The organism is Shimia sp. (assembly GCF_039969785.1).
In the GTDB taxonomy this organism is placed as follows: Bacteria; Pseudomonadota; Alphaproteobacteria; order Rhodobacterales; family Rhodobacteraceae; genus Shimia.
In genome coordinates, this window is record NZ_JBDVNC010000017.1 from 39,627 (window position 1) to 62,244 (window position 22,618).

Genomic DNA, 22,618 nt, shown 5'->3' on the forward strand with positions numbered 1-22,618 from the left:
TCCCCGCGGTCGTCGCAATCCGGCACCGCAGTGCAAGAAAAGAAGGGCGGGCGCTGGGCCCGCCCTTCGGTTTTCAATGTCAAATCACATCAGGTGACGTGGTTTGAACGGTTGTGCACGTTGAACTTGCCGGTTGGCGCGTACAGTCCTTTGATGCGACCGATCTCTTCCAGAGTTTTGGAGTCATAGATGACGATCTCACCATTTGGCTCAAGCGAGTCTGACAGGTTCCATTTGGAGACCCAAACTTCGGTGCCGTCCGCGTTGAATTCAAAGTGAACAGCCGCGCTGCCTTCAACATCTGTGACCTGAATTGTCTTCACAATCTCACCGGTCTCTTTCGAGATTACCTGTACAGACTGCTGAACTTCTGGCTCAGGGTGCTTGGTTTGGTCAGCCCAGATATAGTCAGATTCCGGGTGGGTCCGAACAAACAGGCCAGCGCCGTCAGTTTCAGTTTCGTAGCAGACTTTCCAGGCATTGTCGGGGTGACCAACAGGGTCGTTGCCCCAAACAGTCACAGTACCAACGCCCAAGTGAGTCGTGCCGGCAACAGGGCCACAATTCGGGTCAACCCAGTTGGCGCCAGGACCAGGGTGCGGCAGAGCAGCAACGTCGATCATAGCTTCCAGCTTGTGGGTTTCGGTGTCGACAACAACCATTTTGTTCGACGCGTTTGCGGCGATCTGGAAATAACGACCTGTCGGATCAAAGAACCCATCGTGCAGGAACTTGGCCGAGTTGATTTTGTCGATTTTCAGGTTGTCGAGGTCGGTGTAATCCACCTGCCACAGCTGACCCAGCTCTTTCACAGCAACGATCCATGTAGGCTCGTTCGGTGTGGTGTAGATCGCAGCAACACGTGCTTCTTCTACATACTCACCGTCGACGTTTACGCCGCGTGTGGAAACAACTTTTACAGGCTCCATTGTCTGCGCATCAACGATGGCAAAGTGTGGAGGCCAGTAGCCGCCGCCGATGACGTATTTGCCGTCGCCGGATACGGCCACGTCACGTGCGTCATATGCGATTTTGACTTCGGAAACCAACATCTTGTCCGGTGTTTGCCACAGGTCGATCTTGGTCATCTTGCCGTCGCGGCCCATTGTGTACCAGAAGCGGCCAGGGTTCTCAGGCTCGGTGATATTGTGGTGCTCTGAAGCTTTCAGAACGTGCACAGCATACCCGGTTGGGATGTGAACCAGAACTTCTTTTGTGTCGCCGTCGATGACAGCCACTTTACCGGCGTCACGTTCGATGACGACAAAGAAGTTTTCCCAGTTACGGCCATGCAGAGGCTCAGTTGGGTAGTCAGCTTCTTCGACATAGACCTTGCGGGTCTCTTTCATCTGCGCCAGCGACATTTCTGGTGGTTTTGGCGCTTCCATCTGGATGTAGGTCGCCATGTCTTTGATTTGCTCTTCGGTCATAATGTCCGAAAAGTTATTCATCCCGCCTTCGGTTCCCCAAGAGATGATTTTCTCAAGACGTTCCTGACCAAGTTTCAGCGTGCCACCTTCGGTGACGGTGCCGTCTTTGGCGGTCTTTTTCCAGTGAGGCAGCAGGTTCTTACCTGTGGCACCCTTACGCAGAACGCCGTGGCAACCTGCGCATTGTTCAAAATAAAGTTGTTTGGAAGCTTCGAAGGCTTCTTCACTCAGGGTTGGGCCTTCGGCCATGGCAGGCGCAGCAACCGAGCCGAGCAACAATGCAAAGCCGACTCCCAGTGCCTGTCGAGATTTTTTATAGGTGATTCCAAGCGACATGATCACTCTCCGTTTGCTGGTGAGGCAGGTTGGATATGCCGTGTCTTGCCGATTCCCTTCCTTGACTTTCGTTAACTGCGCTCTCGAAAACGTGAGGACGCCCAAGGAAAACTTTCCTCTGATTGACAAATGTTAAGTGGCACGGCGCAGACAGACATATTCTTGTCTCAAGAAGCAAACGGCGATCTGTAATCCGTCTCGCCACAGCCAATTTGCCGCGAAATCTCAGTCGGCCCCAACGGGATCGAGCTGCGTTTATGGAGACGAACAGGTGATAACCATCAAACGTATTTTAGGAGAAGGCTTTCGCGTCTTCTTTCTGTGTGCAGGCCTTTATGGCGTCTTTGTCGGGTGCGTCTGGGCGATCTGGCTGATGACCCAATCCGGCGCTGATGTCATTCTGTTGAAAACAGCTGACCCTCAGATGTGGCACGCGCACGAGATGATCTTTGGCTATGCCGGGGCCGCTATGGGCGGCTTTTTCCTGACCGCGGTTCCAAACTGGACCAACACACCCGCTGCGCGTCTTTCTTATTTGACTGTGGCCGCAGGGTTGTGGCTGGCCGGTCGGCTGGCGATGTGGTTTTCGGGCGCTTTGTCGCCGGAATGGGTGGCGGCTTTGGATCTGGCATTTGTGCCGATCCTATCGCTCAAAATCGCGACTCAGCTGATCAAACGGCCTAAGCCGCAAAACATGATGTTCCTGCTGATCCTGACGTTGATCTGGCTGGGCAATCTGTTGGTACATCTGGAATGGGTCGGCATCACAACCGATACCGCTCATAATGGTCTGCGTGCCGGGCTGTTTGCGCTGTGTGCCATGGTCGTGGTTCTGGGCGGGCGCATCACCCCCGCCTTTACCCGCAACGCGATGAAGCGCGAGGGTATGCCAGAACAAAGCTGGCCAAAGACCTGCAAAATATCCGACCGCGCGTCATTGGTTCTGGGCCTGTTGTTACCTGCCCTGACGGTGGCACATGCACCGCAATTCGCACCGGGTATTGTGGCAATTTTGCTGGGTGTTGTGCAACTGATCCGTCTGACCAGATGGCGCGCCGGGTGGGCGTGGCGTCAACCCATTCTCTTTGCGCTGCACCTTGGGCTTGGCCTGCTTGGGCTGGGGCTTATCCTCTGGGGCGCTGCTGCGTTTGGGTTGGGTCAGGAAATCGCCGCGCTGCATGTCATCGGTATCGGCGGCATCGGCGGTATGACCCTCGCAGTGATGAGCCGCGCCGCGCTGGGGCACTCTGGTCGCCCGCTCGTGGCGCCCCGTGCCGTGACCGTTGCCTATGCGATTCTCGCGATCACGGCGCTGGCACGCTGGTTGGTGGCCATACTGAGTCCCTCAGCCTATTTCCCCCTGATGACCGGTCTCAGCTTGCTTTGGGCACTTGGATTCTTGCTGTTTGTTTTGTGTTTATGGCCCGCCCTGACACAACCTCGCGAAGATCATTCAAGCACCTGAAAAACAACCAATAAACCGGCCTACCCTTTCCCAATTTTCACACCCCTTCAGCAATGAATCCAAAAACTTGACTTTGGTTAAGGCAGCTCAGCGGACTTCTGCCGATAACCGTCAGACTATCAATCTGGCGCAAAGGAGAGCCCAATGCGCGAAGTCATGACCAAAAGCATGGCCCGAAATATTTTCTACGGCGGGTCACTGTTTTTCATCATCATCTTCCTGGGACTATCGTTCCATTCACATCGCTATGTCGTCACCACATCAACCAACGTGGAGACCCTCTCTGAAGAGGTCGCTCTGGGTAAAAAGGTTTGGGAAGATAAAGCGTGCATCAACTGTCACACGCTCATGGGCGAAGGCGCATACTTTGCACCGGAACTCGTGAACGTAATGACTCGCTGGGGCGTCGATGACGACCCAGAAGGCGCATTCGACGTTCTAAAAGGCTGGATGGAATCCCAGCCCACCGGCATCGAAGGCCGCCGCCAAATGCCCCAGTTCAATCTAAGTGATGACGAGATTCGTCATCTGTCCGAGTTCTTCTTGTGGATCAACACGATCGACACGCAGAACTGGCCGCCGAATGACGCGGGTTAAGGAGATCTGAACCATGAAATACAAATCTCAAAAAATCGCGCTGGTCTATTTTGCAGTCGCAATGGCCCTGTTTGCGGTGCAGGTTCTGGGTGGTCTTCTGGCTGGCTGGATCTATGTATCGCCTAACACGCTGTCTGAACTTTTGCCGTTCAACATCGTGCGCATGCTGCACACCAACTCGCTGATCGTCTGGCTTCTGCTGGGCTTCTTCGGGGCGGCTTACTTCCTGATTCCGGAAGAATCCGAACGTGAAATTCACAGCGAAAAACTCGCTTACATTCAGCTTGCCATCCTCGTGCTTGGTACGCTGGGCGTGGTTGTGACTTATACGTTCAACCTGTTCGAAGGTCACTGGCTGCTTGGCAAAGAAGGCCGCGAGTTCATCGAACAACCCAAATGGGTCAAGGCAGGCATCGTCGTTGCCGCGCTGATCTTCCTCTATAACGTCACCATGACGGTTCTGCAGGGTAAGAAAACCGCGATCACCAACATCCTGCTTCTGGGTCTTTGGGGTCTGGCACTGTTGTTCCTGTTTGCCTTTTACAATCCGGAAAACCTGGCACTCGACAAAATGTACTGGTGGTACGTTGTCCACCTGTGGGTTGAAGGTGTCTGGGAACTGATTATGGCCTCTATTCTGGCCTATCTGATGCTGAAACTGACCGGTGTGGACCGCGAAGTTGTCGAGAAATGGCTTTATGTCATCGTCGCAGCAGCACTGTTCTCGGGTATCCTTGGGACAGGCCACCACTACTACTGGATCGGTACGCCCGATTACTGGCAGTGGATCGGTTCGATCTTCTCTACACTGGAAATCGTACCGTTCTTTGCAATGATGGCCTTTGCCTTTGTCATGGTCTGGAAAGGTCGTCGTGATCATCCGAACAAAGCAGCTCTGCTGTGGTCGCTCGGCTGTGCAACGTTGGCATTCTTCGGAGCAGGCGTGTGGGGCTTCCTGCATACTCTGCACGGTGTGAACTACTACTCGCACGGTACACAGATCACTGCAGCCCACGGTCACCTGGCCTTTTACGGCGCTTACGTTTGCATCAACCTGGCAGTTATCAGCTACGCGCTGCCAATCCTGCGCAATCGTGACCCCTATAACCAGGTTCTCAACATGGCAGCCTTCTGGCTCATGTCGAGCGGTATGGTCTTTATGACTTTCGTTCTGACATTTGCCGGTACGATCCAAACCCACCTGCAACGCGTCATGGGCGAATACTTCATGGACGTTCAGGATCAGGTAGAAATCTTCTACTGGATGCGGTTCGGCTCGGGTGCGATTGTGGTTCTTGGCGTTATTCTGTTCATCTACGCGATGGCAGTTCCACGCAAAGAAATCATCGACACCGGTGCAGCTGAAACACCTGCGGAGTGATGAAAATGGATGGTTCAATGAACCCCGAACTGAAGGGGGCGGCTGACGCCCCCTTCTACCTCGCCCAAAGCGACGAATGCGACGTGTTCGAAGCTGCAAGTTCCAACAATCTGCCGGTCCTTCTCAAAGGCCCGACCGGCTGCGGTAAAACCCGCTTTGTGAGCCACATGGCCGCAAAACTTGGCCGCCCTCTTTATACAGTCGCCTGCCACGATGATCTGGCCGCGGCTGACCTGATCGGTCGTTACCTGTTGAAAGGCGGCGAAACCGTCTGGGTGGACGGACCGCTGACCCGTGCCGTACGTGAAGGCGCGATCTGTTATCTCGACGAAGTGGTCGAAGCGCGCAAGGACGTGACCGTGGTGCTGCACCCGCTCACCGATGACCGGCGCATCCTGCCGATTGACCGCACCGGCGAAGAACTCGAAGCCGCTCCCGGCTTTATGCTCGTGGCCTCTTACAACCCGGGCTATCAGAATATCCTCAAGACGCTGAAGCCTTCGACGCGACAGCGTTTCATCTCGGTCGAATTCGACTTTCCTGCACCTCATCTTGAGGAAAAGGTCGTGGCCGAGGAAAGCGGGCTGGAGCTTGAGCGGGTGAAACCGCTTGTGCGTCTGGCCAACAAATTGCGCGCCCTCAAGGGGCAGGATCTCGAAGAGGGGGTTTCTACCCGTCTCGTGGTCTATGCCGCCACCCTGATCGCGCAGGGAATGACCGTGGATCGCGCCGTGCGCGCGGCGATGGTCGAACCGCTGACTGATGACGAGGACATCAAACGCGGCCTCTTCGATCTTGTCACTGCTGTCTTTGGGTGAGGCCGGTAATGGCTAAGATCGAGTTTGAGCCTTGGGAACCCGAAGAAACTGTCGGGAAACTTTGGCACAATTTTGCCAGTCGCCTAGATGCGCCCCAGGCGCATGATGAGGCCGCCGTTAACCTTTCTGAGGTTGGCGGGCGACTGGCAGTTCTATTCCGGGGATTGGGGGGCAGCCCAAGCGTTGAGCTGCGCCCCGTCTCTAACGAAGTCTCCCATCACCGACTAAGCTGGCGCCGCCGCCTTGGCACCGAAGTCGAGGTAATGCCGCGCACCAGCTTTGACGGGGAGATCCTGCGCCTGCCGTCCCGCCTTGCTGTGTTGCCAACACGCGAAGCCAACGGCGCGCTTTATGTCTGGCTGGCTGCTGTGGCAGCACACGCCCCCGACCGTGTCGAAGAGACCGATCCGCTGCGCGCAGACCTACGCGCGTTGGCCGCGTCTCGCAAAATGGTCTCTGATACACTGGAAAACGCCCCCGGCATGCGCCCGCTTTACGAAGCGTTGTGTCAGGGCATCCTGCATTACCGCCTGAAATCAGACCTGCCCTCAGACGAGGCCGCGGTGGATGACATTATCCGCCATCTGTTGGGCGACCCACTCCCGGCAAGCGCGCAGCCCTTGTGGCAAGCAACCGAATCTGAGGCGCTGGACAACATCACCGCCCCGCGTGGCTATCAGACATTCCGCCCAATCCCGCTATGGCCCGAACTGCGCCCGGTGCAGTATTCCGAAGGCCACGAGGTTGAAAACCGTGAAACAGACGGCACCCCGGAAGAGGCGGATTCGAACGAAAAAACCCACCGCGCCCGCCGCCGTAAATCAGATCAGGCGGAACGCAATGACAGCTTTATTCTGCACAAGTTCGAAGCGATCCTCAGCTGGGCGGAATTCCTGAACCTCAATCGCCGTGTCGATGACGATGACCCTGACAATGCCAAAAAGGCCGCCGACGATCAGGACGAAATCGGACTTGGCCAGATTTCCAAGGCACCGCCAACCAAGCTGAAACTGCACCTTGATCTGGCACCCGAAGATGTCGACCGGGAACGGTTGTCAGGCAAGATCATGTATCCTGAGTGGGATGTTCGAACCGGCCAGTATCTGGCGGATCACGTTTGCGTCCTGACCAGCGACGCTGAGGCCAAGGAAGAAAACGACGCCTATGCCCGCGACCCTGTCGCCGCGCGCCGTATTCGCGCCGTCAAACGTCAGTTCGAGGCATTGCGCCCCGGGCGCATTACTACACGCGGGCATCTGGACGGAGACGCGCTCGACATGGATGCGGCTGTGCGATCTCAGGTCGACCGGATCGCTGATGGCGAAGGCTCGGAACGGATCTGGCTGCAATCGCGGCCCGAAGCGCGTGATCTGGCGGTGTCGATCCTGTTGGATGTCAGCCGATCCACAGAAAGCGCCGTTTGCGGGCGCGCGGTGATCGACATTGAACGCGAAGCGCTGGATGCGCTCGCCTGGGGATTGAATGCCTGTGGTGACGACTTTGCGATCCACGCGTTTTCGTCGCTGAAACGCGACCGTGTCTATATCCAGAAATGCAAAGGCTTTGACGAACCGATGAGCCAGCTTGTCGAACAGCGCATCGGCTCGCTGCGTCCCGGGTTCTACACCCGTCTAGGCGCGGCCATCCGGCATGTGTCTGCAGACTTGTCCGAACAAACCCGCCAGCGTCGTCTGTTGCTTGTCATCACGGACGGCAAGCCCAACGATCTGGACCATTACGAAGGCCGCCACGGTATCGAAGACACTGCCATGGCCGTGCGCGAAGCCCGCCGGGCCGGGCACTCGGTCTATGGTGTCACCGTGGACCGGGACGGCAAAAGCTGGTTTGCCCGCATGTTTGGTCAGGGCGCGTTTTCGATCATTCCGGACCCGGACAAGCTCATCTACGCGCTGCCACAGATCTATCGACAACTGGTCACGGGATGAGCCAGACACACAGCTTAAATCCACCCGGCACCCCGCCGGGTGAGCTGATGATGTGGGTCCTCATCATCTCAGAGCTTCTGGTGTTTGGCGCCGGGTTACTGGCCTTTATGGGCGTGCGCCTGACCGACCCGTCAGGCTTTGCCGAGGCCCAATCCCACCTGCATCGCACCGGTGCCGCACTGAACACCGGCGTTCTGGTCACCAGCGGATATCTTGCTGCCCGCGCGCTGATCTGGCGCAAAGCGCTTGCCCGCACCAAAGCCCGGCTCGCCCTGATCGCCGCCGCCGCGCTGGGCATTGTGTTTCTGATCATCGAGGGCGCTGAATATGCGGACAAAGCGGCACAAGGCATCGCCTGGGATACGCACCCGTTCTTTACGTTCTATTACCTTCTGACAGGATTTCACGCCGCGCATGTAGTCGCCGGGATCGCTTTGCTGTTGCTGGTGGCATGGCGCGACGACCCAAATAATATCGAAGCAAGTGCCCAGTTCTGGCACATGGTTGATCTGGTCTGGGTTCTGCTGTTTCCAGTCATCTACTTGTTGGGGTAATGACTATGACGACCCATATCCTTACCCGCGCGTGGATCATACTGGTTGCTCTGTCACTGATCGCAGCCGCAGTATCTCTGGGCCTGCCCACCCGGCTGGCCGCGCCCGCAATACTGCTGCTGGCTCTGCTCAAAGCGCGCATAATCCTGTCAGATTATCTTGACCTGAAATCCGCGCCACCATGGCAACGCGGCTTCACCCTTACGCTGACCCTGTTTTGTCTGACGTTGCTGGGACTCTATCTGGCGGCTTAGTGTTCTTCTTCGACGTAGTCGCGCAGCGTCTCGACATCGGCAATCCGCGCCACGTCTTTTTCTATTTTGACACCGGCCGCCTTGAGTCGCGCAAATGACCGTGACAGGCTTTCGGGTTTCATCCCCAACCTGCCCGCAATCAGCACTTTGTCATAGGGCATCTTGACCGCGCAGGGGCCGGTTTCACGGTCACACAAGCCCAACAGGAATTCTGCAACCCGCTGTGCCCCTGTCTGCGCCTTTAACTGCTCCAGCTGTGCCACCAATCCTTGCAGGTGGCTAAAAGTCGACGACAGAATGGTCAGGCCAACTTCACTGTCATGGCGGATCAGATCGACCAGCGCGCTGGTTGGAATGTGCATCACCTCACACCCGGTCGCAGCCTCAGCCGACACGGGATAGGGTAGATTTCTCAACGCAACGGCTTCGCCAAAGCTCTCGCCACGTTTAAAGACACTCACTACCGCCTCGTTGCCGTTTGGTGTCACGCGGTACAGCTTGACCCACCCATCCAGAACAATATGAATCGCCGTTGCTTCTTCGTCCTGAAGAAACAACGTCTCGCCACGGTCATAATGACGCCAGAGCGCCCGCGACAGCAATGTCTCGATATGCTGTTCCGGCAGCGCCTTCATGAGTACGGCGTTGCGCGCAATCGACTTGTGAATTTCGTGCGGCACAAGCGTCTTCCTTTAGTCCAAATGGCCGCTAAGCGGCTGTTTCCCAAACCCATAGCTATCAAAACAACAACGGCGGGTCTATGCACACCCACGGCCCTATCCCTTGACGAATGTCAAGATACTCGGCGCGCGATTATGGTTTCTGGCACGTAAATACTCGTGAATGAGGACGCCATGGACTTCCAAAGCTATTTTCAGTCTCGCCTGACCACCCTTCACGACGAAGGCAACTATCGTGTCTTTGCCGATCTTGCCCGTTATCGCGGTGCGTTTCCGCGCGCTGAACACACGGCTGAAAAAGGCAATTGCCAGGATGTGACGATCTGGTGTTCGAACGATTATCTGGGCATGGGTCAACATCCAACCGTTGTGAATGCGATGCATGATGCGCTGGATCGATGCGGCGCAGGCGCAGGCGGCACTCGCAACATTTCCGGCACCACACATGATCACGTTCTGTTGGAACGGGAACTGGCCGATCTGCACGGCAAAGAGGCCGCGTTGCTGTTCACCTCGGGTTATGTGTCCAACTGGGCCGCCTTGGGCACGCTTGCCAGCGAAATTCCCGGCATGATCGTATTCTCAGATTCGCTCAACCACGCTTCGATGATCGAAGGCATCCGCCATTCGCGCGCGCAAAAGGTCATCTGGAAACATAACGACCTTGTCGATCTTGAGGCCAGGCTGGCGGCAGCGCCAGCAAACGCGCCCAAAATGATCGCTTTTGAATCCGTCTATTCCATGGATGGTGACATCGCGCCAATTTCCGAGATTTGTGATCTGGCCGACAAATACGGCGCCATGACCTATCTCGACGAAGTGCACGCTGTTGGCCTCTATGGCCCTCGCGGCGGCGGTATTGCCGAGCAAGAGGGGCTAATGGATCGCCTGACCGTGATTGAGGGCACCTTGGGCAAAGCGTTTGGCGTTGTCGGGGGCTATATTGCTGCCTCAGGCGAGCTTTGTGACTTTGTACGCAGCTTTGCCAGCGGGTTCATCTTTACCACAGCGCTGCCACCAGCCGTTGCCGCCGGGGCCGCCGCATCGGTGCGCCATCTCAAGGCATCCTCTGTCGAACGGCAGGGTCAACGCGACCGTGTCGCTCAGGTCCGCGCCGGGCTCGACAAAATGGGAATCGCGCACCAACCCAACCCCAGCCACATCATCCCGGTGATGGTTGGCGACCCGGTCAAATGCAAATTCATCTCGGATACTTTAATGGAAGAGTTCGGGATTTATATCCAGCCGATCAACTATCCGACAGTGCCCAAAGGCACCGAGCGGCTGAGAATCACTCCGTCACCAGTGCACTCCGAATCGGACGTTGAGGCGCTTCTGAACGCGCTTTCCGAACTGTGGAACCGGTGCAAAATGGCAAGGACATCTCTCGCAGCTCAGTAAAACATACACATAAGACGCACCTATTCCACCTGAGGCCGCTTTTGCCGCAGTGCAGAATTCCTAAATTCGTTTTTTGGAATGTTTGCAATGACTTGTGCGAAAAAAATATGTGGCACATGATACAGATCAAATTTTTTCAAATGAATACTCACTATCTGTTGGCCAGAATTTTTCGGGGACACCCATGTCACACGAGCCGGCAAGACGTTCATTCTTAAGGGGCAAGTTCACACGCCCTAATGCCATGCGCCCACCCGGTGCACTGGTAGCGGAAGAATTTGCTGACGCCTGCACGAAATGCGATGCCTGCGTTACCGCCTGCCCTGAGGCAATCATCATTCGCGATGACGAAGGCTTTCCCCGCGTCGACCTGACCAAAGGTGCGTGCACCTTTTGCGGCGTGTGTTCGCAAGTGTGCGAACCCGAAGCCATCCTGCCAGCCTCCGACTGGAACTGGCGCGCAAAACCGACACAGTCCTGCATCTCTCTTCAAGGCGTCACATGCCGGACATGCGAAGACCAGTGTGACTCCCAAGCCATCCGCTTTCGCCTGATGACCGGCGGACGCTCGGAACCCAACTTCGACAGCGATCTCTGCATCGGCTGCGGCGCTTGTGCTGCCGCCTGTCCTGCCGGTGCGATCAGCTTTCATGAAACCCAACAGCAAAGCGAGGATAAGCCATGCTGAATATCTGCGGATGCCTGGTCCACGCCATGCCGGAGACGATCGAAAAGGTCGTTGCCGCGATCAATGCGATGGACGGCGCCGAAGTGCATGCCCACGAAGAGGGCCGCATCGTCGTGACCGTTGAAGACACCGATGACAAACGCGCCTCGGATCAGATCATGGACATGCATCAGATCCCCGGCGTGATCACCGTCACGCTCACTTATCACCATTTCGAAGCGCCCGGCCAGGAAGCCGCCGCCGCGCATACGCTCTGAGGAGGCCCAGCCATGACATTGCCAACTTCCCGACGTTCCTTTCTAAAGGCCACCGCAGCCGCGGCGACCGCATCGGCCGCCGGAATTACCCTGCCCCAAACTGCTGCCGCTCAGGTCGGCACACCCGACATCCGTTGGGACAAAGCCGCCTGCCGCTTCTGCGGTACAGGCTGTTCGGTGTTGGTGGGCACCAAAGACGGGCGGGTAGTCGCCACCCAGGGTGACCCCAAAGCGCCGGTGAACCGCGGTCTGAATTGCATCAAGGGCTATTTCCTGTCCAAGATCATGTACGGCAAGGACCGCCTGACCCAGCCGCTGCTGCGTAAAACCAACGGCGTTTACGACAAAGAAGGCGAATTCGAACCCGTTTCGTGGGAAGAAGCCTTTGACATCATGGCCGTCAAATTCAAAGCCGCGCTCAAGGAAAAAGGCCCAACAGGCATCGGCATGTTCGGTTCGGGCCAATGGACCGTCTGGGAGGGCTACGCGGCTTCCAAACTGATGAAGGCGGGCTTCCTGTCCAACAACATCGATCCAAACGCGCGCCACTGTATGGCATCGGCCGTTGTCGGCTTCATCCGCACATTCGGCATCGATGAACCCATGGGCTGCTACGACGATCTTGAGCACGCAGATACGTTTGTGCTCTGGGGCTCGAACATGGCCGAGATGCACCCGATCCTGTGGTCGCGCCTGACCAACACCCGCCTGACCAAACCGGGCAGCGAAGTGCACGTTCTGTCGACCTTTGAACACCGGTCGTTTGAACTGGCTGACAACGGCCTGATCTTTACACCGCAAACCGATCTGGCGATCCTGAACTTCATCGCGAAATACATCATCGACAATGACGCGGTGAACTGGGATTTCGTGAACAAGAACGTCAACTTCACCAAAACCGCCACTGACATCGGTTATGGTCTGCGCGACGAACACGCGCTGCAACAGGCGGCTGAAAACGCGAACTCAGGCAAGCTCGAAAAGATCGATTTCGAGGCCTACAAAGAATACGTGTCCGAATACACGCTGGAACGCGTCAGCGAAATGTCCGGCGTCCCGGAAGCCAATCTGCTGCGCCTTGCTCAGCAATATGCCGATCCAAACCGCAAGATTATGTCGCTCTGGACCATGGGCTTTAACCAGCACACACGTGGTTCCTGGGTCAACTCGCTGATGTACAACGTGCACCTGCTGACCGGCAAAATCTCCGAGCCCGGCAACTCGCCTTTCTCGCTGACTGGCCAGCCTTCGGCCTGTGGTACAGCGCGCGAAGTGGGCACATTCGCCCACCGCCTGCCTGCCGATCTGGTCGTCGCCAAGGAAGAGCACCGCACCTTTTCAGAAGAAAAGTGGAAAATTCCACAAGGCATTCTGAACGGCAAAGTTGGCGCGCACGCTGTCTTGCAGAACCGCCAACTCAAGGACGGCATCATCAACGCCTATTGGGTGCAGTGTAACAACAACATGCAGGCGGCGCCGAACATCAACGAAGAAGGCTGGCCGGGCTATCGTAACCCCGACAACTTTATCGTCGTGTCCGATCCCTATCCAACCGTGACAGCTTTGGCTGGCGACCTGATCCTGCCCACCGCAATGTGGGTCGAAAAAGAGGGCGCCTATGGCAACGCGGAACGTCGTACTCAGTTCTGGCGTCAGCAAGTCGACGCGCCGGGCGAGGCCAAATCAGATCTCTGGCAGCTGATGGAGTTCTCCAAGCGGTTCAACACAGACGAAGTCTGGCCCGCTGATATTCTCGACGCAAATCCGGAATTCAAAGGCAAAACCCTGTTCGAAGTGCTGTTTGCCAATGGTCAGGTTGATAAATACCCGCTCAGCGAAACCGCCGAAGGGTTTGCCAACCAGGAATCCGAACATTACGGCTTCTACGTTCAAAAAGGCCTGTTCGAAGAATACGCCTCGTTTGGGCGCGGTCATGCGCACGATCTGGCTGACTTTGACGTCTATCACAAGGCGCGCGGCCTGCGCTGGCCCGTGGTGGATGGCAAGGAAACGCTCTATCGCTTCCGCGAAGGCTATGACCCCTACGTAAAAGAGGGCGAAGGCGTGAAATTCTACGGCAAACCGGACGGCAAGGCGAACATCATCTTCGCTCCGTTTGAGCCCGCCGCAGAAGAGCCGGATGAGGATTACAATCTCTGGCTGGTCACAGGTCGTGTGCTGGAGCACTGGCACTCCGGGTCCATGACCCGCCGTGTGCCCGAACTGCACCGCGCGTTCCCGTCGGCAGTGGTCTATATGCACCCCGATGACGCCAAAGAGCGTGGCGTGCGCCGGGGGCAGGAAATCACCTTGTCGACCCGTCGCGGCGAAGTGGTCAGCCGGGTGGAAACACGCGGTCGCAACAAGATGCCCAAAGGGGTCGTGTTCATGCCGTGGTTTGACGAAAGCCAGCTGACCAACAAGCTGACTTTGGACGCGACCTGCCCGCTCTCCAAAGAGACCGACTTCAAGAAATGTGCATGCAAGATTGAGCGCGCTTAACGCGCTCAACCCTTCAGCCGAAAGATAAAGCCATGTCCGCCCTGTCGACACAGCCAAAAAACCGCGAACGCCGCCGCTTCCTTCAGGATGCAGCGCGCGGCGCGGCGGGCTGTGCCGTGGCGGGCATGGGATTGGCATGGCTTGTGCAGGACGCCCGCGCCCTGCCCGAACGCGCCATCCGTCCTCCGGGCGCGCTGCCCGAAGATGATTTCCTGTCTGCCTGCATTCGCTGCGGTCTTTGTGTCCGCGATTGCCCCTATGACACGCTGGTGCTGGCCGAACTTGGTGCCGATGGCGCCGCCACAGGAACGCCGTTTTTTACTGCCCGCGATATTCCCTGCGAGATGTGTGACGACATCCCTTGTGTCGCGGCCTGCCCCACAGGCGCGCTGGACAAGAACCTGACCAATATCGACGACGCCGACATGGGCGTGGCCGTGCTGATCGATCAGGAGAACTGCCTGAATGCGCTCGGTCTGCGGTGCGACGTGTGTTACCGCGTCTGCCCCGTCATCGACGAAGCCATCACGCTGGAACGCAGCGCCAACACCCGCTCCGGCCACCACGCGATCTTTATGCCTACGGTGCATGCCGACAAATGCACTGGCTGTGGCAAATGTGAAAAATCCTGTGTGCTTCCGGGCGAAAGCGCGATCAAGGTTCTGCCAATGCGCACCGCCCGCGCCGAGGCCGCCGAGCATTACAAACTGGGCTGGGAAGAGAACAACCCGCTGGTGGATGAACTGATCGACCTGCCCGACCGCCTGCCTGGCCCCGGCACCGACAACCTTGTCGCGCCCGGCGGGTTCGAACCCACTTTCAAACTGCCACAGGGAGGGGTCAGCCAATGAGCGTGAAAACCCATCTCCCCGTTGGCGCCGAAGCCGTGCGTGACAAAGGCTGGTGGCTGGCCAACCGCTTTCTGATCCTGCGTCGGGTCAGCCAGTTATCCTTCCTGTCCCTGTTCCTGCTGGGTCCGTGGTTTGGCATCTGGTGGGTCAAAGGCAACCTGTCCGGCTCGATGACGTTCAACATCCTGCCGCTGACCGATCCCTTTATTGCCCTGCAATCTATGGCCGCTGGCCACTGGCCCGAACTGACCGCCCTGATTGGTGCGTTGATTGTCGGCGTCGCTTATGCCCTGATTGGCGGACGCGTCTATTGCGCATGGGTATGCCCAATCAACCCTGTGACCGACGCGGCCAGCTGGCTGCACCGCAAACTGGACCTGCCCAAAGGCTGGCAACCCAAGCGCGGCACGCGTTATTTCATGCTGGCCATGGTGCTTGTTGTATCCGGTCTGACCGGCACAATCGCATGGGAAGTCGTCAATCCGATCTCAATGCTGCACCGCGGCTTGATCTTTGGCATGGGCTTTGCCTGGGCCTTTGTCGTTGGCGTCTTTCTGTTTGACCTTCTGCTGGCCCGCCGTGGCTGGTGTGGACATCTTTGCCCGGTCGGTGCCTTTTATGGCCTGTTGGGTCAGACTTCTGTTCTGCGGGTCACGGCCGACAAACGCGAGGCTTGCGACGATTGCATGGATTGCTTTGCCGTCTGCCCCGAAATGCACGTCATCACCCCCGCCCTGCGCGGCAAAGACGCGGATACCCCGCTGATCTTGTCGCCGGACTGCACAAACTGCGGCCGTTGCATCGATGTATGCGCGGTTGACGTTTTCCACTTCACCCATCGTTTCGACGAGACGCCCGCGCCGGGGCGTGTCCGGACTCGATCCAACCCTGCGCCAAAAGTCGGCAAAGCCGCCTGAGCGAGCAATGGAGATAGCAAGATGAAAAAACAACGCCTCATCAGTGCCCTGACAGTAGCGGCCCTTGTAGCGACCAGCGGCATTGCCGTTGCCCAGCAGGCAGGCAATGTCAAAAGCCTGCGGGGATCGCAGGTTGATGAATATGTTCCGCTGGAAAACAACGCCCGTCAGGAAGAACGACGGTTCGTGCGCAACTACCGCCAACAGCCCCCTCTGGTGCCGCACCAGATCACCGGCTATCAGATTGACCTGAACGCCAACCAATGTCTGGCCTGTCACGACTGGTCCAACGCCGGAGACCGTGGTGCGCCGACCCTGTCGATGACCCACTATCTTGACCGGGATGGCAATCAGCTGGACACCGTCGCAGGCACCCGTTGGTTCTGCAATCAGTGCCACGTGCCACAGGCCAACACACCCGCTTTGGTGGAAAATGACTTTCAGGCATCAAACTGATCCAGCGTGATCCCTGTGCGAGGAAAACGAAAATGACACAATCAAACTCACAGGAACCACGCCCGGGCCTAATCCGCCGTATCTGGAACTGGTTCTGGACTCCCACCGCCGTGCTCAGCGTCGGCTTTACGCTGGTTGTTGGCTTTCTGGCCGGCATCCTGTTCTGGGGTGGTTTTCACTGGTCGATGGAAATGACCAATACCGAAGAATTCTGCACCGGGTGCCACACGATGGAAACCAATCTGGGCGAATATCGGGAAACGATCCACTACAACAACCACTCGGGCGTGCGCGCGATCTGTTCGGATTGTCACGTGCCCAAGGAATGGAACCACAAGGTCAAAGCCAAAGTGATGGCAGTTAAAGACATCTATCACGAGCTGATGGGCACCATCGACACACCTGAAAAATACGAAGATCACCGCCTGAAAATGGCATCCCAGACGTGGAAAAAGATGAAGCAGTCCGACAGCCGCGAATGCCGGAACTGTCATAACTTCGACTATATGGACTTTACCATTCAGGAAACCCGCGCTGCCAAAGAACACCAGCGCGCGATCGACAACTCTATGACCTGTATCGACTGCCATCAGGGCATCGCGCACAATCTGCCCGAAGGCTACGCGGAAGAGTACAAACGCGTCGTCGAGGAATTGTCGATGGAAACCGGATCGCAGCAACACAAAGACGCCGTGGCCCAGGCCAATGCAATCCGTGGCTATCTGAACCCGTCTGTCAAAGAAACACCCGGAGGCTGATCCTATGCTTGACCTACTCGGCACAATTGCCGGAAATATTCTTGGCCTCGCAGGCATTCTGGGCCTGACCCTTGGTCTTGCCACCCGCAACTTAATCCTGGCGGCTGCACTGGGCGGCATCGTCGGTCTTGTAGAAACGCTGGGTTTTGCCGGGTTCGATATGGCCAGCGTTGAATTTATGGACTTGTTCATCGCTGTGGCTGTTGGCATCCTTGCCGGTGCGCTTGGGTGCGCCATTCGCATCAAGGGCACAACGGTCTGACGCAAGGACCACACAGATTGCAAAACTCTCGGGGCGCGTCTGGCGCCCTGATCCGTATCAGGGGATTCCGATGAAGCTCGCCTATGTTCAATCTGACAAGACCGGACAGGTTAATCTGCTGCTGGCCAAGGCAGCACAGACCCTGATCGACAACGGTGTGCGTGTTGTCGGGACAACCCAGATCGATACGCCCAACCCCAACGCCACCAAATGTGACATGGACGTACGCGTTCTGCCCGATGGCGACGTTTTTCGTATCAGCCAGAACCTCGGCCAGAACGCACGCGGCTGTCGTCTGGACACGGACGCGCTGGAACGCGCTGTGGCGCAAACCATACCCCGCTTGCAGGATGCCGAATTGCTGATCATCAACAAATTCGGCAAACACGAAGCCGAAGGGCGCGGGTTTCGCGAATTGATCGGCGAAGCGTTGTCGCGCGACATTCCGGTTCTTGTGGGCACCAACGCTTTGAATATCGATGCGTTTCAGGAATTCTGCGACGGTCAGGCCACCTGCCTGACGGCTGAGCCAGATGTAGTGCTAACCTGGCTCCGGTCCACGGATGTCGCCGCTGCCTGATCTGTAAATTCAAGACTAACAAGAAAAAGCCCCGGTCCAGCTCGTGCGGACCGGGGTTTCTTTTGGTCAAAATGAGCGCCTGCTTTTGGCGCGCGGCGGGATTACAGCATCGCCTCGACCCGAGCCCCTGAATATTGCGCCACCATCGCAGCACCGTCGGTCTTGCTCATCAGACACAACGCTGTGGACAGGCCATCCGCCACAACGGCGCGTGGTGCGGAAACAGACACCAAAGCCTGTTCGGCAGCTTTTCCGTCAGGGTGCAGAATATGCGCTCTGCCCCCCAGCACCGTGCCACGCACGGCAGATGTCGCCAAAGCACGGTCGCGCATCTGCAACCGCTGTAAAACCCTTCCGTCCGGGTCCGCGATACCAACGTCCCACGCAGCACCGTCTGCGCGCTGACCTAAGGCAGCAACCTCGCCCATATCCATCAACACGTCCCGCAATCCCTGCGCGCGCAATAGCGCGGTGATTTTGTCGGTGACATAGCCCTGTGCAACCCCGTTCAGCGTCAGCGCCATACCGTCACCGTCCAAAACCACTTGCGCCGCGTCAAACCCAACGCGATCCCAGCCAACCGCCGCCCGGACGGCCCGCACATCACGCTGTTCAGCATGGGCCAGCCACATCGGCTGAACAGTTGGGTCAAACACGCCACCGCTTGCCCGATGCAAGCCATCCACAAGGCTAAGCACCTCAAGGAGCTCGGATGACGGCGCGGTCAGCCGTCCATCGCGGTTCACCCGAACCAGTTCACTTTCCCGATACAGGCTGAAAATCGCTTCCAGGCGTCGCAGCTCGGCCTCGACCATCTCAAAGATCGGCACGGCCTGGGACTGGCTCATTCCGGCTAGCTTCATCACTGTACCGGCCCCCATGGCCTGTCCGCGCCAGGTGGCCGTTTCGACCGACATGGCCCCGGCAGGCACCGCAGCACAAGCCGCAGCAATCGTCAGAAATCGGCGGCGGTTCATCAGGGTCATGACGGGGTCTCCAGCGTCAGGTTCGTATCCACGGCACCGATGGCCGCATCACTTGGAATGTCGTCCAGCGACATGGCTTCTCCGCCCCAGCGCAAGGCAAACGCTTCGGCGTCGCTGGCTGTGGCAAAGGGTACGATTTCCGGGGCGCCCATGCCTCCTCGCACAGGCGCGCCCACAACAAAGTTCGCGTCCTCACCCGCGATCCAGTTGTTAAGTCCGGGTTCTTCCCAGCTGGGCGCCACACCCATATCGCTGACATAAACCGCTATAATCTCTGCGTCCCGCTCCGGGCTTTTCAGATAAGCCACCATGTCGCGCACCTGCGCAAAGAACAGCGGCACCGGGAACCCATCCAGATGGATCTGCCCCTTGGGGCCACCATGGTCGGCAATGTTCATCTGACAAAAAAAGCTAAGCGCGTCCTCACTCAGCTCCATCGGAGCAGGTGGTGCCTTGGCGACGTCTTCCTTGCACGCGCCCAGCGCCAGCGCTGCCATCAGAGCAAGTATGATCCTCATGGCTCAACCCTCCGAAAAGCGCCGCGCGCAGCGACAAATCCCAGAAACGGCCAGATCATCAGCGATAATGGCGCCGCCCAAACCGGCAAAGCCCGCGCCGCGCCAACCATGCCGCTGGACAGGGCAACGCCTTCGGACCCGGCGATATTCCACACCCGGAACGCATCCGCCGGGTTGGCAACCATCAGCCATGGAAACAGCGATTGCGTAAACCATCCGCCCGAATCCATCACCACTGCGCCCAACAAACCAAGGTCATAAAGCACCACAAAGATCAGCCACAGCCCAGCCGACATGCCCGCCGCTGCGGTCGAGGAACGAGACAGAGATGACACCAGATAGCCCAGCGTCAGAAACACCGCGCCCAACAGGATCGATGTGGCGATCAACCGGCCCAGCGCCAACAAACTGTCCGCGCCAGCGCCCCCCATATACGCGGCCACAGCCCCGGCACAGCCAAAGCCAATCACCATCGCAATGGCCAGGGCAGTCAAATGAGCGACAAACTTACCCAACAGCACTTCGCCCCGCCCCGCCGGATAGCACAACAGCAATCCCAGCGACCCACGCTCGGCCTCGCCCGCGACGGCATCAAACGAAATCATCAACGCCAGAAGCGGCGCCAGATACACCGACAATGTGGTCATGGACGCGACCGATACAGTCAGCATATCCACCCCAAGCGAACCAGTGGGCGCGCTGCCGGCAAAGGTTAGCGCCAGCGCAAACAGCACCATGATCAGCGTCGCCATAAACAGCCAGCGATTGCGCCGCAGAATGCGCATTTCACATTGCGCGATGGCCAGGAAACGGGTCATTGCCGTGCCTCCTTTGCATAGTGGCGATACAGGTCTTCCAACCGGGGTGGCGTGATCTCCAGATCCGCCACGGCATCCCCCATGGCGGCGATCTCGCGCAGCGTAGACATCTTGGCGGCCGCCTGAATTTCAATTTCGACCGACGCGCCATTGATGCGCCGTCCGCCGGTTTGTGCGGCAAGCGCCGCGGCATCTTCGCTGGCACGAATACGCACCCGCGTCGGCAATCCGGCCTGCGCGCTGAGCCCTTGCAAGGTATCATCTGCCACCAGGACACCTTTGCGCATAATCGCAATCCGGTCTGTGCGCGCCTCGACCTCGGTCAATGCGTGCGACGCGATCAATACGGCTGTGCCTTGTGCGGCCAGCTCATCGATGATGGCATACAGATCCTGCCGCGAAATTGGGTCCAGCCCGCTTGTCGGCTCATCCAGCAAGGCCAGTTTTGGGCGCCCCAACAGAACCTGAGCCAACCCAAGTCGTTGTCGCATGCCTTTGGAGTAAGTACCGATCCGGCGTTTCATCGCGTCCCCCAGTCCGACGCGCGTCAACAATCCTTCCAGATCGGCCTTCACCCCGGCCAGCCGGGCAAACATGCCCAACTGTTCGTGTCCCGTGAGCGCGGGGTGAAATGAAACGGCTTCGGGCAAAAACGCGGTGGCTGCACGCGCCTTACCACTGCCCGGCTTGTGGCCACAGATCGATATTTCGCCGCCCTCGGCGTGTATCAGACCCAAAACCGCCTTGATCAGGGTCGATTTCCCGGCGCCGTTATGCCCCAGCAACGCCACGCGTTCCCCGGGAAACAGCTTTAGATCAACACCGTGCAACACCTGCGTGTTGCCGCGAAATTTGTTCAGTCCATTAAGTACCAGTACCGGATCAGAGCCTGTTTGCGCGTTTCTCTTATCCATTGTCTTCCACCTTTCTGCCCGCTTCGGGCATCTGCGGTTTCATCAGCGGGTTTGAATCGATCACCCCACCCGGCAACAGCGCCGGAAAGGCCGCTTGCGACCAGCGCACCAGTTGCACCGCGGGCGATCCCATCAACAGTTTGGCGGCAGGCTGGGTCCACAACACGTGATCCATGCTGTCATTGGGTCGAAACGGTGCGTCGGCCACGCCGTCGCCATCTACATCAAACCCGGCGTTATCGCTCCAGTAATTGCCCCGGCCTTCTACGGACCACTCAAACCAATCGGTCGACACCAGCTTGACCTGTGTGCGGTTGGCCACGAAATTATTGCCAACGATCTGGTTCTTTGAGGACCCGGTAAAGTGAATGCCAATCGCGCAGCCTTCAAACCAGTTCCCGGAAAAATCGTTCTTGTTCGAATTGTACAGGAACGTGCATTTCGCTTTGGCGCCGCGCACATAGTTGTCGCGGATCACGCTGTCATTGGCATAGTTGAACATCACGCCATGTTCGCGGTCATCGATGGACACATTGCCGATCACCTTGACCCGGCTGGTGAACATCACCGCATAGCCCAGATCATTGCCGATCGACACGTTGCCGGTGACTTCGCTGTCATTGGCGTACATGTAATGCACCGCGAACCGCAAATCGCGGAACCGGTTGTTTTTGAAAATGTTGCGGCGGCTTGAATTTACGAAAATCCCGTCACGGCCCCAACGAACGTCATTGCCGTCCACCACGGCACCGGGGGCATTCCAGACATAAATGCCGTTGCCCCTGTCATTCATGCGCCGGTCCTGCCGGCCTTCGATCACATTGCCCTGCACCAGCACCTTTTTGGCGCCGTGAATGTCGATGCCATACAGATTGCCCAGCACCACATTATTGCGCACCACCACACCCGTGGCGGTTTTGGTCAGCTTGATACCGCTGTCGATTGTTCCATGATCTGACCCGGACCCAATCACGGTCACACCGGTCACAACCACGTCGTCGCCTGTCACGGAAATCACGGTGCCGTTGCCCTGCCCGTCAATGGTGGCATGGCCCTGCCCGTCCAGCGTGACGGCCCGATCCAGCACCACGTTTTCCTGATAGGTGCCGGGACCAAGGCGAAGAACGTCTCCGTCCGCCGCCTTGGCCAATGTTTGCGAAATGGCGCCTGCCTGAACCGGCACATCCCATTCGGCAGCCCCAAGAGGGGCAGCCAGCAGGATCAGCAGGACAGACAGGAACCGTTTCAT

General features: G+C 57.7%; 24 protein-coding genes. 17 read left to right on the forward strand and 7 right to left on the reverse strand.

Annotated features, from left to right (window positions below; all coding sequences use genetic code 11):
* Positions 1 to 89: 89 nt before the first annotated feature.
* Positions 90 to 1,766 (reverse strand): cytochrome D1 domain-containing protein, encoded by a 1,677-nt coding sequence (locus ABJI08_RS08345; protein ID WP_348401364.1) that lies wholly within the window; start codon positions 1,764 to 1,766, stop codon positions 90 to 92.
* A 271-nt stretch (positions 1,767 to 2,037) separates the two neighbouring features.
* Here ABJI08_RS08345 and ABJI08_RS08350 point away from each other — a divergent pair, with 271 nt between their 5' ends.
* The 7 genes from ABJI08_RS08350 (at position 2,038) to ABJI08_RS08380 (ending at position 8,781) form a co-directional block, all read left to right on the forward strand.
* Positions 2,038 to 3,231, forward strand: coding sequence for an NnrS family protein (locus ABJI08_RS08350; protein WP_348401365.1), 1,194 nt, complete (start codon positions 2,038 to 2,040; stop codon positions 3,229 to 3,231).
* Positions 3,232 to 3,375: 144 nt separating this feature from the next.
* Positions 3,376 to 3,828: a cytochrome c gene (locus ABJI08_RS08355; protein WP_348401366.1), complete on the forward strand. Its 453-nt coding sequence runs from the start codon at positions 3,376 to 3,378 to the stop codon at positions 3,826 to 3,828.
* A gap of 13 nt (positions 3,829 to 3,841) precedes the next feature.
* Complete coding sequence (locus ABJI08_RS08360) at positions 3,842 to 5,209, forward strand: cbb3-type cytochrome c oxidase subunit I (protein ID WP_348401367.1); 1,368 nt, start codon at positions 3,842 to 3,844, stop codon at positions 5,207 to 5,209.
* Positions 5,209 to 6,027, forward strand: a complete 819-nt coding sequence (locus ABJI08_RS08365; RefSeq protein WP_348401368.1) for a CbbQ/NirQ/NorQ/GpvN family protein — start codon at positions 5,209 to 5,211, stop codon at positions 6,025 to 6,027. Before ABJI08_RS08360 ends, ABJI08_RS08365 begins: the two co-directional genes overlap by 1 nt.
* An 8-nt stretch (positions 6,028 to 6,035) precedes the next feature.
* Positions 6,036 to 7,973, forward strand: coding sequence for a VWA domain-containing protein (locus tag ABJI08_RS08370; RefSeq protein ID WP_348401369.1), 1,938 nt, complete (start codon positions 6,036 to 6,038; stop codon positions 7,971 to 7,973).
* Complete coding sequence (locus ABJI08_RS08375) at positions 7,970 to 8,527, forward strand: cytochrome c oxidase subunit 3 (protein ID WP_348401370.1); 558 nt, start codon at positions 7,970 to 7,972, stop codon at positions 8,525 to 8,527. The genes ABJI08_RS08370 and ABJI08_RS08375 overlap by 4 nt, the downstream gene beginning before the upstream one ends.
* Positions 8,528 to 8,532: 5 nt before the next feature.
* The gene (locus ABJI08_RS08380; RefSeq protein ID WP_348401371.1) at positions 8,533 to 8,781 is read left to right on the forward strand and encodes a cytochrome C oxidase subunit IV family protein; all 249 of its coding nucleotides are present in this window, start codon (positions 8,533 to 8,535) and stop codon (positions 8,779 to 8,781) included.
* Here ABJI08_RS08380 and ABJI08_RS08385 read toward each other — a convergent pair.
* Complete coding sequence (locus ABJI08_RS08385) at positions 8,778 to 9,461, reverse strand: Crp/Fnr family transcriptional regulator (RefSeq protein ID WP_348401372.1); 684 nt, start codon at positions 9,459 to 9,461, stop codon at positions 8,778 to 8,780. The two genes, ABJI08_RS08380 and ABJI08_RS08385, sit on opposite strands and share 4 nt — an antisense overlap.
* A gap of 174 nt (positions 9,462 to 9,635) precedes the next feature.
* Here ABJI08_RS08385 and hemA point away from each other — a divergent pair, with 174 nt between their 5' ends.
* From hemA to ABJI08_RS08435, 10 genes are all read left to right on the forward strand, one after another.
* On the forward strand, positions 9,636 to 10,862 hold the full coding sequence (gene hemA, locus ABJI08_RS08390) for a 5-aminolevulinate synthase (RefSeq protein WP_348401373.1): 1,227 nt from the start codon (positions 9,636 to 9,638) through the stop codon (positions 10,860 to 10,862).
* 184 nt (positions 10,863 to 11,046) lie between these two features.
* On the forward strand, positions 11,047 to 11,550 hold the full coding sequence (napF, locus tag ABJI08_RS08395) for a ferredoxin-type protein NapF (protein ID WP_348401374.1): 504 nt from the start codon (positions 11,047 to 11,049) through the stop codon (positions 11,548 to 11,550).
* Positions 11,544 to 11,807, forward strand: a complete 264-nt coding sequence (locus tag ABJI08_RS08400) for a chaperone NapD (RefSeq protein WP_348401375.1) — start codon at positions 11,544 to 11,546, stop codon at positions 11,805 to 11,807. Before napF ends, ABJI08_RS08400 begins: the two co-directional genes overlap by 7 nt.
* A gap of 12 nt (positions 11,808 to 11,819) precedes the next feature.
* Positions 11,820 to 14,309 carry a nitrate reductase catalytic subunit NapA gene (gene napA, locus ABJI08_RS08405; RefSeq protein ID WP_348401376.1) on the forward strand — a complete coding sequence of 830 codons (2,490 nt, stop codon included), beginning with the start codon at positions 11,820 to 11,822 and terminating at the stop codon, positions 14,307 to 14,309.
* A gap of 32 nt (positions 14,310 to 14,341) precedes the next feature.
* Positions 14,342 to 15,160, forward strand: coding sequence for a ferredoxin-type protein NapG (gene napG / locus ABJI08_RS08410; RefSeq protein WP_348401377.1), 819 nt, complete (start codon positions 14,342 to 14,344; stop codon positions 15,158 to 15,160).
* Entirely contained in the window at positions 15,157 to 16,077 is a 921-nt protein-coding gene (gene napH, locus ABJI08_RS08415) for a quinol dehydrogenase ferredoxin subunit NapH (protein ID WP_348401378.1), read from the forward strand. Before napG ends, napH begins: the two co-directional genes overlap by 4 nt.
* A 21-nt stretch (positions 16,078 to 16,098) precedes the next feature.
* A complete protein-coding gene (locus ABJI08_RS08420; RefSeq protein ID WP_348401379.1) occupies positions 16,099 to 16,533 on the forward strand; it encodes a nitrate reductase cytochrome c-type subunit in 435 nt (144 codons plus the stop codon).
* Between the two features lie 32 nt (positions 16,534 to 16,565).
* Positions 16,566 to 17,291 carry a NapC/NirT family cytochrome c gene (locus tag ABJI08_RS08425; protein WP_348401380.1) on the forward strand — a complete coding sequence of 242 codons (726 nt, stop codon included), beginning with the start codon at positions 16,566 to 16,568 and terminating at the stop codon, positions 17,289 to 17,291.
* Between the two features lie 4 nt (positions 17,292 to 17,295).
* Positions 17,296 to 17,553 (forward strand): hypothetical protein, encoded by a 258-nt coding sequence (locus ABJI08_RS08430; RefSeq protein WP_348401381.1) that lies wholly within the window; start codon positions 17,296 to 17,298, stop codon positions 17,551 to 17,553.
* Positions 17,554 to 17,623: 70 nt separating this feature from the next.
* Positions 17,624 to 18,133 carry a DUF2478 domain-containing protein gene (locus ABJI08_RS08435; RefSeq protein ID WP_348401382.1) on the forward strand — a complete coding sequence of 170 codons (510 nt, stop codon included), beginning with the start codon at positions 17,624 to 17,626 and terminating at the stop codon, positions 18,131 to 18,133.
* Between the two features lie 101 nt (positions 18,134 to 18,234).
* Here ABJI08_RS08435 and ABJI08_RS08440 read toward each other — a convergent pair whose 3' ends face one another.
* The 5 genes from ABJI08_RS08440 to ABJI08_RS08460 are packed head-to-tail and all read right to left on the reverse strand — an operon-like array spanning position 18,235 to position 22,618.
* Complete coding sequence (locus ABJI08_RS08440) at positions 18,235 to 19,119, reverse strand: FAD:protein FMN transferase (RefSeq protein WP_348401383.1); 885 nt, start codon at positions 19,117 to 19,119, stop codon at positions 18,235 to 18,237.
* Positions 19,116 to 19,637, reverse strand: a complete 522-nt coding sequence (locus ABJI08_RS08445; RefSeq protein WP_348401384.1) for a nitrous oxide reductase accessory protein NosL — start codon at positions 19,635 to 19,637, stop codon at positions 19,116 to 19,118. The genes ABJI08_RS08440 and ABJI08_RS08445 overlap by 4 nt, the downstream gene beginning before the upstream one ends.
* Positions 19,634 to 20,455 (reverse strand): ABC transporter permease subunit, encoded by an 822-nt coding sequence (locus ABJI08_RS08450; RefSeq protein ID WP_348401385.1) that lies wholly within the window; start codon positions 20,453 to 20,455, stop codon positions 19,634 to 19,636. Before ABJI08_RS08450 ends, ABJI08_RS08445 begins: the two co-directional genes overlap by 4 nt.
* A complete protein-coding gene (locus ABJI08_RS08455; RefSeq protein WP_348401386.1) occupies positions 20,452 to 21,369 on the reverse strand; it encodes an ABC transporter ATP-binding protein in 918 nt (305 codons plus the stop codon). Before ABJI08_RS08455 ends, ABJI08_RS08450 begins: the two co-directional genes overlap by 4 nt.
* A complete protein-coding gene (locus ABJI08_RS08460; RefSeq protein ID WP_348401387.1) occupies positions 21,362 to 22,618 on the reverse strand; it encodes a nitrous oxide reductase family maturation protein NosD in 1,257 nt (418 codons plus the stop codon). Before ABJI08_RS08460 ends, ABJI08_RS08455 begins: the two co-directional genes overlap by 8 nt.